This window comes from Acinetobacter entericus, from assembly GCF_026168575.1.
Classification (GTDB): Bacteria; Pseudomonadota; Gammaproteobacteria; order Pseudomonadales; family Moraxellaceae; genus Acinetobacter; species Acinetobacter bouvetii.
The window spans coordinates 163,177-175,945 of sequence record NZ_JAPEQW010000005.1; the positions used below are offsets into that span (position 1 = coordinate 163,177).

A 12,769-nucleotide genomic window follows, 5' to 3' on the forward strand; every position below is an offset into this window, starting at 1 on the left:
CATTATTTTTAATGAAGACCGAAAAACCTTTTCCACCAAGGCAGGGTGTCTTCTAAGACCTGAAATGAAAAGGGCTGGACTGCTATAAACGGATAAGCGGTATCATTTTGTATGTAAGGTTTGAATTTAGCCTTGAGTAATGCTCTTTCTACTTTTTGGTCTAAAGCGGCTAAGCCTGAGCTTTGCACCACTTCAGTTTTTACGATGATTCCTGTATCCAAAACGTACAGTTTAAACGCTATGCTGCGATTTTGATTTTGTAAATCATCATTGCTAATATTTAAGATGGGTCTGTTTGCCCAGCCCACAGGGCTGCGTGATGCCATTTCTTGTTTGGCTGGATGAGTGAGATTGTTTGCCTGAGTAAGGTTTAGGCTGTGTAAGCAGAGTAAAAAACTCAATAAAAATATTTTTTTATCAAATACTTATTATATATTCACTAAATTTCTGTACAGGTTAACTGAGCTTAAAATGAATGTAAAGCATCACCCTGCTAAGATAAATGTATGCGCCCAATCACAATCAAAATAACAAACCAAAGCATATTCAGGACGCTGTGCTAGAATGCGGGCTTGCCTCAAGGAGCTTTATCTTGAATGGCTAAGTTGGATGATAACGTGATGAAAAATTTCTTTTTAAACCTCACCCGTATTGTTGAAGCTAACCCGCGGGTATATTTCGCCGTTATTGCTGGTATTGCATTGTGCTTGATGCTGTTTATTGCCGAAGCGGTGCATATTCAAAAAATAGCTGAAGCTGCGCATACCAAAGATCAGCTTTTATTGAATGAGCTGATACAGCCGATTGTTTCGCGTTATACATGGTCACGTGTTTTAGCAATTGCAGCCATGGTGTTCTGGTCAACCGCGGAGTACCGTAAAACCAAAAAGCAGCTGGGTCTAAAGTAGGCTTCGCATGATGCTGTATCTGCTGTTTATCTCGGCATTTGGCGCAGCAACGCTGCTGCCTTTGCAGTCAGAAGCGGTTTTACTGGGGGCGTTCGTGCAGGGGGAATATGCCGCACTTATCTTGATTGCGATTGCCAGTCTGGGCAATATTCTAGGCTCTTGCGTGAATTGGTGGCTCGGGCTGAAAATTGAACATTATAAAAATAAAAAATGGTTTCCAGTCTCTGAAGCAAAAATGCTGCAGGCGCAGGGAATCTATCAAAAATACGGCTATTGGTCTCTGCTGCTGAGCTGGACTCCGATTATCGGTGATCCGATTACATTGATTGCAGGGCTGCTGAAAGAAAATTTCTGGCGTTTTCTGCTGCTGGTCAGTGTAGCGAAGACAGGGCGCTATTTGTTTATCTATGGCATGTACGCTTTATTTTGAATGCAGTCAGCAATAAAAAACCGAAGGATAAGCCTTCGGTTTTTTTTAATCTGCGAATTTTACTTACATTCATTCAGCTTAAATTGGATTTCGTCTTTAAAGCTGGATTTTTTATACATCCATAGCGTACTGGCGGTACGTTTCACCTTGATTTGACTGCCAGACACGGCTTGAATCACTTGCTGATCCAGCGCATAAATCCCCGAACCTTGTTTAATTTTGACTTTTTTCACGCTGCCGTGTTTGTCTGTTTTAAAGCTGAATTTAATTTTACGGTCATGCTCTTTCAGTTGCGCCGTATTGAGTTCAAGCGGCGGCTGTTTAGCGTATTGAAATGCAGTTTTTTTGCCATTTTGCTGGGCTTGCCAAACTTTTGAATTAAACTCAAAGTCACAGTTTTTTGCATCTTGAGCTGTCAGCTTCAAATTAAAGGCCTGATAGCCAATTTGCGGAGCCGCCTTGCCATCTGCATCAATATGCGGCTTTACTTCCGCTTTTTCGACAGCGCGAAGCAGCAGCTGATCCAGGCTTTGGATGCCGGTGCTTTCTTCTACGGTTGCCTCTTGAACCTCACCATGCGCATCGGCAAAAATACGGATTATGGCAGCGCGGTTCTTTTTATTTAAGTCTTGATTGCTGTAATTCGGTTGCGGAAATTTCGACCATTGAATGCGGGTGGTTAAATGCGCCGGCAGCACATCAATCGTTTGTGTGGGCAGCTGATGAACTTTTTTAGGTGAGGCGCTGTAGGCTGCGCTTAGCGGCAAGCTCATCAAAACAGACAAGCACAGAATTTTTTTCATAGGTTAAAGGCTTCAATCACTCAAAGAGGATTCATGGTCAATATTGAAGCGCAGTATTTCCTGAATTGGAAATACTGGCAAGTCTAAATCTCGAATATTGCTTATTTTTCTATACCTTTGCCAATATCAATATTAAATAAGTCTTTGGTTTTTGCCCAGCTGACAGCCACGACCGCCATGGTCATGCAGCCGCCTAAAAGTGTTGCTGTAATCGTGCCCATATATTTGGCAGCAAGGCCAGACTCAAAAGCGCCGAGTTCGTTGCTGCTGGACACAAACATGCCGTTCACTGCGGCGACACGGCCGCGCATATTCTCCGGCGGATAGATCTGCAGAATAGTTTGACGGATCACCACGGAAATGCTGTCGCAGGCGCCCGTCATGGCTAAGGCGAATAAAGACAGCCATAGGTGATGGGAGAATGCGAATAAAACAGTGAAAAGGCCAAAACCCGCTACAGCCAGCAGCATATTGCGCCAGGCATGCTGTGTCGGCGGAAATTTAGTTAAGGCAATCATGGTGAGGAGTGCGCCTATCGACGGCGCTGCCCGTAAATAGCCTAAACCTTCTGGGCCGATTTTTAAAATGTCTTCGGCAAAGATCGGCAACAGGGCAATGACCCCGCCAAACAAGACGGATGCCAGATCCAGTGAAATAGACCATAGGACAATTTTGGTTTTCCAGATAAAGCGGAAACCGTCGCCAAGGCTGTCCCAAAGATTATCCGTTTCAATTTTAGGGAAGCTGCGCTTGCTGAGTAAACTGATCAGCACAAAGCACGCCGCCAATAATCCGGCTACCGCAAATAAGCTGCTTTCACGGCCTAAATATGCCAGCATGAACCCGCCCAGCATCGGGCCGATAATCACGCCGCTTTGCCAGCCGATTGAGGTCCACGTTGCGCCATTGGCGTACAGGTCGCGCGGAATTAAAAACGGCTTTAACGAAGTGGCGGATGGATTGTAAAAGCCGCGAATGGTACCCAGCCCGAAAATTACTGCATAGATTCCCCATGACAATGATGAAATGCTGATATGCGCTTGTCCGTAAGCATGGAAGAGCGACCATAAAATGAGCGGCATTGGAATGGCAAAGAATAAACAGATTTTCATGATGGTCTGCTTATTGAAACGGTCGGCAAAATAGCCGCCCAATAAAGACAGCGCGATAAACGGAATTGCTTCCGCCAGGCCAATTAAGCCGAGGGTCAGCGGATCTTTGGTAATTTGATATAGGGAGTAAGCAACAATGATTTCCTGAATTAAAATCGCCAAAGTCAAGCAGAACTGATTGAGGGTGATTATGGAGAAATCACGGTAGCGCAGGGCTGCAAAGGCGTCATGTGCAGGCTTCATAAACATTTTCTTTCTATAGGATGCGCTGATTATAAAGTCATGTTTGCGAGTGCTTATCATTTCATCATGCAAAGTTTATAGAGAATAAGGCTAAAGCGCGGATGGGTAAATTTTAATTCTCGATGGTGCTTTTGTTTTAACCGGAGATGCTTTAGAATACTTGCTCCCTTACCTGCAGGTCGTTTTGCAATGGTGCAAACGTTCCGAACAGGTGTTCAAAAGAGGTTGTTATGCCTAAGATGAAAACTCGCCGTGGTGCAGCTAAACGCTTTAAAGCGACTGCAAACGGTTTTAAGCGTAAACAAGCGTTCAAACGCCACATTTTGACCAAAAAATCTGCTAAGCGTATCCGTCAATTACGCGGCTGTGTAATGGTTCACGTAAGTGACGTTGCTTCAGTTCGCCGTATGTGCCCATACATCTAAGGAGATTTATAAATGGCTCGTGTAAAACGTGGTGTACAGGCGCATCGCCGTCATAAAAAAATTCTTGCTCGTGCTAAAGGTTACTATGGCGCGCGTTCACGTGTTTATCGTGTAGCGTTCCAAGCGGTAATCAAAGCAGGTCAATATGCTTACCGTGACCGCCGTCAAAAGAAACGTCAATTCCGTGCTCTATGGATTGCGCGTATCAATGCTGGTGCTCGTCAAAATGGTTTGTCGTACAGCCGTATGATCGATGGCTTGAAAAAAGCTCAAGTGATCATCGACCGTCGCGTACTTGCTGACATCGCTATGCATGACGCAGTTGCATTTGCTGCTTTAGCTGAAAAAGCTAAAGGCGCATTAGCTGCTTAATCATCTGCAGATGATTAAAAAAAGACCGCTTTTAGCGGTCTTTTTTTTTGACTTTCATATCATTTATTTCTGCCATTTCTCCTAAATAAAATCCCCAGTTTCAGTGATTTTTATGCTGCCCTGTACATGTTTTAATCATTTTTTTGATTTTGAAGCATTTCATTTGGGGATTGATATGAACAAATTGTATAAAGTCGTATGGAACGCGAGGCTGCAGTGCTGGCAAGCCGTGTCAGAATTTGCAAAAAGCCATTCTGGCGCAAGCAGCGTCAAAACAGCATATGATAAAAGAAGAAAAAAAAATGCTGTTGCATATGCTGCGGGTGTGGCGGCATTAACTTTGTCACTGAGTGTGTCTGCTGCGATCCATGATAATGCTTTGCCCGCAGGGCAGCAGATTAAATCCGGGAGTGCTGATTTTACTCAGGCAGGGAATACTCTGAATATTAATCAGCATTCACAGCATCTAGCAACAAACTGGAATACTTTTAATATCGGCAGCAATGCAGCGGTTAATTTCAATCAGCTGAATCAATCTTCTGTTGCGGTCAACCGTGTACTGGACAACAATGCCAGTCAGATTATGGGGCGGCTGAATGCCAATGGTCAGGTCATTTTAATCAACCCAAATGGTGTGGTGTTTTCTAAAACAGCGCAGGTCAATGTTGGCGGGATTGTCGCCTCTACACTGGATTTGCAGCAGCAGGATGTACTTGACGGTAAATTTACTTTCACAGGCAGCGGAAAAAGCGGTTCAGTCGAGAACCATGGCAATATTCAAGCGCAAAATGGCGGAACGGTTGCGCTGATTGCGCCTATCGTTAAAAACACAGGTTCGATTAGCGCGGAAAATGGGCGAGTTGAATTAACGGCTGCGGATAAAGTCCGTGTGAGCTTGCAAAATGGACAGCTCATAAGCTACGACATCGATCAGGGCACTTTGCAGGGCTTGGTTGAAAATAGCGGTGCCATTATTGCCGATAACGGTGTTGTGCATTTGACTGCAGCAGCAGAGCTGCAGCTGGGTAGGGCTGTAGTCAATCATACCGGCTATATTCAGGCGAACCGTCTGGAAACCAATGCTAAAGGTGAAATTGTACTCTTAGGCGATGTGTCGAATGGTGCTGCAAATATCTCGGGCAGCTTAGTTTCCGAAGGTAAAAATGGCCAGGCTGGCGGTTTTATTGAAACCTCTGCGGCAACGGTTAATATTGCCGATACAGCGCATGTAAGCACTCAAGCAGAAGCAGGCGGAAAAGCGGGGAAATGGCTGATCGACCCTGTAGACTTTATTGTGGCTGCAGCAGGCGGCAACATGACAGGCGCGGCATTAAATGCAGCACTGAAAAATACCGATGTCACCATTCAGACGACAGATACAGAAGCAACAGCATCTGCAGATCCATCGCTGACAACAAATGCACAGGGGCAGGGCAGCATTTCCATAAATGATGCTGTCAAATGGGACAGTGGAAAGACACTGACGCTCGATGCTGATAACAATATTTATATCAATCATGTCGTTGATGCGGGTCAGGGCGCAGGCGGCAAACTGGTGCTGAAATACGGGCAGCAAAGCGCGGATGGGCGCAATGGCGAAGTTTACAGTGCCAGTTCTGGCCAAAATCAGCCAACGTACGCGGGCTATTTTATTCAAGCGCCTGTGCATCTGCAGCAGGGATTGAATTTCAGTGTTCAGCGCGGCAGTGACGCCGCCAATCTAAAAGAATTTCAGGTTATTACTGATGCCACTGCCTTGCAGAATATGCAGAATAATCTGTCGGGTTATTATGCCTTGGGCAGTAATATCAATGCGGGCAGCATCAGCAATTTTGCACCCATCGGGACAATGATTGAAGGCAGCGGCCCAAATACAGGAAACCGCCCATTTACAGGACTGTTTGATGGTTTAGGCCATGTCATTGAGAATCTGACGGTTAAAGCGCCAGTGGTTGGCAATGGGCAAGGCAGCAGCTGGGGGATGTTCGGCAAGATTGAGGGTGCGGATATCCGCAATGTCGGCTTAATCAATGCGGTGGTTCAAGGCGATGAGTTTGTTGGCGGACTGATCGGCAGCATGAGCAACTCGACACTCAGCAATAGCTTTGTACAAGGAACAGTGACTGGCCGAAATTATATCGGCGGCTTGGCCGGAGGCAGTTATTTCAGCACTGTCGATCAGGTTTATAGCGATGTTCAGGTCAGGTCGGATAATGGGGCCGCTTTACTGATTGGCGATAATTGGGACAGCACATTAAGCAACGCCTATTTTACTCAGGCAGATGGTTCTGTAACGGCTTGGGATCGTCAGGGGAATGAAAGCGCTTTAAGCGCTGGGCAGATTAAACTGAAACAGACATATGCAGATTTGGACTGGAGCATCAGTAATGCAGCTGGTCAAAATACAGCATGGCGTATTTATGAGGGGCAGACAGGCCCGCTACTGAAAGCTTTTTTAACACCATTGGCGGTGAAGGCGGATGATTACGCAGGTGTTTACAATGGTGTGAATCAAACTGGCAGCAGCTATGCCAATTCAGTGCAGCAGGCAGACGGTTCAAAAATTTTAGGCGCGGCTGTATATGCCGGCGGCGGTAAAAATGCAGGTATGCATGCCTCTTCAATCAGCGGGTTATATTCAGGGCAAAATGGTTATGACCTGTCATTTGAACAGGGCAATGTCATCATTGATAAAGCCACTATTACGCAGATAAGAGATGTTGCAGTTGACAAGACCTATGATGGTGCAACAGAAGCCCAAACCAATGCATCGAATGCCGTGCTGACTGGAAAGATTGGCAGTGATGATTTAACGGTGCAGATTGGACGCGCTGAATTTGCTGATAAAAATGCAGGACAGGATAAAACGGTTAATTTATTGAACGTCACGCTGACAGGAGCTGATGCGGATAATTATCAGCTTGCCGCTCAATTAACGGATTCAGCCAATATTTTTAAAAAGATGATTGAAAATATTGCAGGCCTTCAGGTTGCGGATAAAGTTTATGACGGCACAGCGGCGGCTGTTCTAAACAGCGATCACGCCGTTTATTTGGGCAGGATTGGTCAAGACCAGTTAAGCATTACTGCCGATGCAAATTTTGACAATAAAAATGCCGGAGCGGATAAAACAGTCACGTTGCATAACCTCGCTTTATCCGGTGCGGATGCTGGAAATTATACATTTGTCAGCCAGCCTTATACGCTGAAGGGCACTATTATGAAAGCGCTGATCACCGGAGTGGAAGGAATTCAGGCGCAGAATAAAATGCATGACGGGACAACGGCTGCCACGCTGAATACTGGCAATGCGGTGCTGAGCGGGATGCTGGCAGGTGATCAGCTTGGTGTGCAGGGGATAGGCGCCTTTGTTGACAGCACTGCTGGTAATAATAAACAGGTTAATATACAACAGCTTATATTGACAGGGGCAGATGCTCAGAACTATCAGTTGGCGGATCTTCAGCCCATCGTGCGGGCAAATATTGAATTATCCCAGTCGCCTTTTGTTTCGGGAATTTTTGTACAGGCCCCTAGTTTATTTGAGGTGCGCACCGTCGGAGGGGATTTACGGCCGCTGGGGACTATTTTTTTAGGCAGCGGTTCATCTGCGCCAGCATTTATAGCACAGGTTTTTGGCTCATCTGATTCAGGATCTTTGGGCGGCGGCGATGGCGGTGGATTTTTAGGATTTGGCGGCGGTGATGGCGGCGTTTTCGGCTCATCAACGCGTGCGACAATTTTTAGCCGAGACGTACCTGGCGTAAGCGAGATGAATGTATTCAGTGGCTCTCAGTGGAGGCAAAGTGATCTCAATCAGGGGCTGAGAGGCGTTTTTGGGGCGCCTGTATTTTGATAGCAGGGTGCAGACATTCTTTGAGTTTTAAGATTGTCCAAGGTGACTGATACGGATCTTCTGCATGCATCCGAAAGCAGTCAACATGGGGAAACCGGCTTATACAGGCAGCCTCTGCATGCAACGGCTGTCTGTGCATATTTCAGTTATTGAATGATTTAAATTTAAAAGCCTGCTTTGAACAGGCTATGGGGTAAAAATGAATAGGGAACAAATGGCAGCCAATATGCCAAAGACATTATTATGGTGCTGTTTGCTGCTGACTGGGCAATTGTGTTTTGCAGAAAATATTCCAAATGCAGGCCAGTTATTGCAGGAACAGAAAAACCTACAGCTGCCTGAAACAAAAAATGCTGCATTGCCTGCCGCTCCTGTTGCCCCTGTGGCTATTGAAGGGCAGCAGACAGTAATGGTGCAAAAGTTTGTAATACAGGGCAACAGTATATTTTCAACGGCAACGCTGCATCAGTTAATTGCATCATATGAAGCTAAAAATCTATCTTTCAATGAATTGCAGCAGGCCGCGAATCAGATCAGCAAGTATTATGCGGACAGAGGATATAGCTATAGCTATGCTTTTTTGCCCGCACAAAATCTGAATCAGGGGCAGGTGACTATTCAGGTGCTTGAAGCTGTCTTAAATGGCGTGCAGATCCAGAATAATACAAATACCCAGCCTTGGCTGATCCAGTCAATTATTGAACCGCTCGAGCCCCGGCAAATATTTTCTGACCGGCAGCTTGAAGAAATTGCATCGCGTTTGGATTTATTGAAAGGCGTGAAAAGCAGTTTTGCATTTACAGCAGGCCAGGCAAAAAATGAAACAGTGCTGAAGGTAGATCTGGAGCCCATCCAAAAATATCAGGCCTATGTTGGGGCGGATAATATGGGCGGAAAGTATACCGGTAAAGTACGCGGCACAGGCGGTATGCGGGTGAACAGCCTGCTGGGGCTGGGTGATCAGCTCTCCATAGATGCCTTGAGCAGCGGTCAGCATATGAATTATGGAAAAATTGGCTACACGGCTCAGGTGTATGGGTTGGGTACACAGCTGGGGGGCAGCTATTCTTATTTGACTTATGAATTGGGCAAAGATCTGAAAAATTTGGGCTATAAGGGGAGCGCAAAAGAAGCCTCGCTTTGGGTACAGCAATCAGTTGTACAGAGATTAAGAGAGCAGACTGTACTGAGACTGGCTTATACCAATAGGCAGCTTGAAGATGACGTGATGGTCGCTGAAAGCCTGAACCACCGTAAAATGGACAGTCTTCAGCTGGGGCTCACGCATATGTTTCTGGATGAGTTTTTGGGTATCGGAATGAATCAGCTGGCCGCAACAGCAACTTTTGGGCAGCTGCAGATAAGAAATGCAGATATTAAGGCTATTGATGCATTAACTCGGAAAACCGATGGCGACTATCTCAGTGTCTTCGTCAAAGGATCGCGCTTGCAGAAAATTACCGGCAGCAATCAGCTCTATATTTCGGCTGAAGGCTTTTACAGTCCAGACAATCTGGACAGTGCGGAAGCGTACTATGTTGGAGGTCCAAGTTTTATGCGCGGTTATAAAAGCAGTGTATTTTCAGCATCACAGGGGATCGCGTCGAGTGTAGAATTTAGGCAGGGTTTATGGTCTGATGCGCTGAATCAACTGAACGGAACCCTGTTTTTTGATATGGCAAAATTGAAGTTAAATGCACAAACATGGGAAGGTTCGACTGAAAAGAATACGGCCTCCTTGAGAAGCGCAGGAGCTGGGCTGACATGGGATAACCGTTTTGCTGGAAGCTTCCAAGCGCTAGCTGGTTTTGCTTTAGGGGATACGCCAGTGCAGTTGAGTCAGCGTGATGATCATCAATTTTGGCTAAACTGGCAAAAAACCTTTTAACTGATTTGCGGTATATCAAAAGATGGCTGAAGCATGAAAGTCTGAATCAATGTTTTAAAAAGGCTGCCTGGCAGTCTTTTTATTGTTCTAATGATTTGAAAAGAAGCAGCACAGCTTTTAAAGTGATGGAATACTACCCTGTGGAAAGCGTGCAGCTGGAACAAACAACATGCGAAAACAATATCATTTTCGTCAGGCCGGTGAAGACACTTTCATCTGGAACGTTCACCGTCTGGTAGAACTAAGTGCAAATTTTCAGATAAAAAATGTGTGTTTATTCGAGATTCAGGAGTTAAACGAGGCCTATTGGTTTCCAGATACGCATCCCACAACACAGCAAATTATTGATCACATTCAATTGATTGAAAAAGCTGATTTAAGTTATCCCATTATTTTATGTGCAGAAGGCAAAGTTATGGATGGCATGCACCGTGTGGCTAAAGCTGCGCTTCTGAAATGTGAGCGCATTCATGCTGTGCAATTTGAGCAAACCCCGCTGCCTGATTTTATCAATATAGATGAAGATGCTTTGGATTATGACGATTAAGCTTTATGCATGGTGAATAGCTTTAATATCGTGTATTAATTGAAAAGAGATCTGCATCAATAACATGCTCTAAGGCAGCGCAGCATATGACTGAAATGAAAAAAATTAATGTTGTCGGCACCTCCGCCACAGGAAAATCGACCTTTTCCAGAGCATTGGCTGCAAGGCTGGGCCTGCATTATATTGAGCTGGATAATTTATTTTGGCTGGATGACTGGCAAGAGTGCCCGGATGAAATTTTCTTTGCCAAAATTGAAGCTGAAATGCAGAAAGCCGCAGACGGCTATGTGATAGATGGCAACTATACCCGGACGATTCCTGTGAAATGGAGTGAAATTGATACGGTGATTTGGCTGGACTTGCCGTTTCCAGTGAATCTCTACCGTTCGATCAAGCGCGCAGTTCAGCGTGCATGGCATAAGCAGGACTTATGGTCCAATTCGAATAACCGGGAAAGCCTGCAGCGGATGTTCGGGCGTGATTCTGTAGTCCGGTGGATGATTGCCACGCACCGCAGAAACCGGAAAAAATATATGCAGATGATGAGTGCGCCAGAGTATTCAAGTATCCGCTGGATTCATTTAAAAAGTCAAAAAGAGATAGATCAATTCTTGCAGCAATTGCCTTGATGCAGATGCGGCTCCCGAAAATGAGCTTTAAGATCGAATTGAAGTTACATAAATATGCTTTAATCTGTGGCTATTGGCCTGCTTAATAATGAAAAACAAACGGATAAGGACAATAAGATGCTGGCAGAAATTAGAGGTATGGAGCAGGGAAGTATTACGCTTGAATTGCAAATGATTCCGCGCAAAGGCGAATCCGTGAAAATCATGTACGGCCCAGATGCTCAGCTGGAAGGTGAGGTGGTTGCAGTCAATCACTATATCAATCAGCATGCCAATGAGCACAAAGTGCAAATTGAAATTCGGCCCTTTAATTATTTAATTACAGCATAAGCCCGTCATGAAAAGCGCCTGAATTCAGGCGTTTTTCAGCTTTAAGCGTTTAAAGGCCAAAATAGTAGGCAAAGAGGCAGATCAGGATGGTCACAATAATTAAAGCAAATACGCCGCTTTTCCCTGATTTGTGTTCTGCATGAGAGGCTGCTGGCTTTGCCGCTGAACTTTGCAGCTGCGGCGCCGCGCTGCTGTCAAATGGTGAGCTGACTTGCTTTGCTGTTAAACGGGCTGTTTTATAATGATTCGCTGCTTTAACAATAAATTTGGCGCTTAAATCATCCAGTTTTTGTGAAAAATGGCGCAGATTCAATTGTTCTTCAGGGCTCAGCGCTTCGCCATTTTCATCATAGGGATGCTGGATTTTTGCTTGGATGAATTCTGCCAAAGCGTCTAAGCGGCGCAGCGTTCTATGGGCATAATCCGCTGGATATTCTGCAGGAAGCAAAGCCAATTGAACTGAATCGGTTTCAGTGTTTTGCAATGCCTTGCCGTAATACGGTAAATCTAAATGCGCGGGTTCGCTGAAGCCTGCCGCGAATTTGCTGTCAAACAATTCATTGTCTGTATAGGCCTGAATATCATCCCAATTGGGCTGCTGCAAATCCGCATCGACGCGTTTTGCTAATTTTGAATTCAGTTCAAAGCGCCAAAAGGTTTCCAGCCGCAGGCCGGGCTGCTGCGAGGCAGGGGCTTCATAGTCATTGTCTGCTCTGTACCATTCCGCTAATTCTTTACCGAAAATCCATGCCTGCTTTTTATTTGCCTCATGGCTCACAATAAAATGCGCAATCGGCAGAAGTTCAACATTGCTGTTGGGATTCTGTTCGTCATTTAAAATGCCGGAGCTGTGCAGGCTGATACGCTGGATGCCTTGTTTTTTTAAGCCTTCCAGCCAAATCTGAAAGTGCTGCGCCAGCAGGTGCTGAGAGATAAGATCACGGAATAAAAAACGGTGCTGATCAAAAATTGCGTGCTGCACCCAACGCTGAAAACTTAAATTTTGGGTTAAAAACTCATTTCCATACGTCACTAAAGTCAGCTGCTGCTTCCAAATTTGATCGAGCGCCATAGTTGTTTGATCTCATTGATATTGCGCTTATCTTATACTTTTTTTAATTCTGGATGCTATCGCAATTTTTACTTGTGAATGCGCTTCATCATAACGTTCAAAAACTGTTAGAATATGGGGTTTTTATATTTTTCTAAATTGTTGCTTTGAGAGT

General features: G+C 45.2%; 13 protein-coding genes. 9 read left to right on the top strand and 4 right to left on the bottom strand.

Annotation, left to right across the window (positions count from 1 at the left end):
- Nucleotides 1–8: 8 nt before the first annotated feature.
- A complete protein-coding gene (locus OKC24_RS06100) occupies nt 9–326 on the bottom strand; it encodes an energy transducer TonB (protein WP_228257525.1) in 318 nt (105 codons plus the stop codon).
- A 270-nt stretch (nt 327–596) separates the two neighbouring features.
- Between OKC24_RS06100 and OKC24_RS06105 the strand changes: the two genes are divergently transcribed.
- Nucleotides 597–908: a hypothetical protein gene (locus OKC24_RS06105; protein WP_005007532.1), complete on the top strand. Its 312-nt coding sequence runs from the start codon at nt 597–599 to the stop codon at nt 906–908.
- A 7-nt stretch (nt 909–915) separates the two neighbouring features.
- On the top strand, nt 916–1,338 hold the full coding sequence (locus OKC24_RS06110; RefSeq protein WP_130143648.1) for a YqaA family protein: 423 nt from the start codon (nt 916–918) through the stop codon (nt 1,336–1,338).
- 59 nt (nt 1,339–1,397) lie between these two features.
- Here the strand turns inward: OKC24_RS06110 and OKC24_RS06115 are convergent, their stop codons facing one another.
- The gene (locus OKC24_RS06115; protein ID WP_130143647.1) at nt 1,398–2,141 is read right to left on the bottom strand and encodes a TonB family protein; all 744 of its coding nucleotides are present in this window, start codon (nt 2,139–2,141) and stop codon (nt 1,398–1,400) included.
- Between the two features lie 101 nt (nt 2,142–2,242).
- Nucleotides 2,243–3,496 (bottom strand): MFS transporter, encoded by a 1,254-nt coding sequence (locus OKC24_RS06120; protein ID WP_131277754.1) that lies wholly within the window; start codon nt 3,494–3,496, stop codon nt 2,243–2,245.
- A 230-nt stretch (nt 3,497–3,726) separates the two neighbouring features.
- Between OKC24_RS06120 and rpmI the strand changes: the two genes are divergently transcribed.
- The 7 genes from rpmI to OKC24_RS06155 all read left to right on the top strand — a co-directional run bounded on the left by rpmI (nt 3,727) and on the right by OKC24_RS06155 (nt 11,543).
- The gene (gene rpmI / locus OKC24_RS06125; RefSeq protein WP_004278281.1) at nt 3,727–3,921 is read left to right on the top strand and encodes a 50S ribosomal protein L35; all 195 of its coding nucleotides are present in this window, start codon (nt 3,727–3,729) and stop codon (nt 3,919–3,921) included.
- 12 nt (nt 3,922–3,933) lie between these two features.
- A complete protein-coding gene (gene rplT, locus OKC24_RS06130; RefSeq protein ID WP_004867327.1) occupies nt 3,934–4,293 on the top strand; it encodes a 50S ribosomal protein L20 in 360 nt (119 codons plus the stop codon).
- A 175-nt stretch (nt 4,294–4,468) separates the two neighbouring features.
- Nucleotides 4,469–8,149 (top strand): YDG domain-containing protein, encoded by a 3,681-nt coding sequence (locus OKC24_RS06135; protein WP_265464882.1) that lies wholly within the window; start codon nt 4,469–4,471, stop codon nt 8,147–8,149.
- A 199-nt stretch (nt 8,150–8,348) separates the two neighbouring features.
- Nucleotides 8,349–10,037 carry a ShlB/FhaC/HecB family hemolysin secretion/activation protein gene (locus OKC24_RS06140; RefSeq protein WP_252151935.1) on the top strand — a complete coding sequence of 563 codons (1,689 nt, stop codon included), beginning with the start codon at nt 8,349–8,351 and terminating at the stop codon, nt 10,035–10,037.
- 169 nt (nt 10,038–10,206) lie between these two features.
- The gene (locus OKC24_RS06145) at nt 10,207–10,584 is read left to right on the top strand and encodes a hypothetical protein (protein ID WP_131277750.1); all 378 of its coding nucleotides are present in this window, start codon (nt 10,207–10,209) and stop codon (nt 10,582–10,584) included.
- Between the two features lie 95 nt (nt 10,585–10,679).
- Nucleotides 10,680–11,213 carry a P-loop NTPase family protein gene (locus OKC24_RS06150; RefSeq protein WP_171457681.1) on the top strand — a complete coding sequence of 178 codons (534 nt, stop codon included), beginning with the start codon at nt 10,680–10,682 and terminating at the stop codon, nt 11,211–11,213.
- A gap of 117 nt (nt 11,214–11,330) precedes the next feature.
- Complete coding sequence (locus tag OKC24_RS06155; RefSeq protein ID WP_005007554.1) at nt 11,331–11,543, top strand: hypothetical protein; 213 nt, start codon at nt 11,331–11,333, stop codon at nt 11,541–11,543.
- Between the two features lie 49 nt (nt 11,544–11,592).
- On the opposite strand, the gene OKC24_RS06160 is transcribed toward OKC24_RS06155, so the two are convergent.
- Nucleotides 11,593–12,615, bottom strand: a complete 1,023-nt coding sequence (locus OKC24_RS06160) for a hypothetical protein (RefSeq protein WP_130143643.1) — start codon at nt 12,613–12,615, stop codon at nt 11,593–11,595.
- Nucleotides 12,616–12,769: the final 154 nt, after the last annotated feature.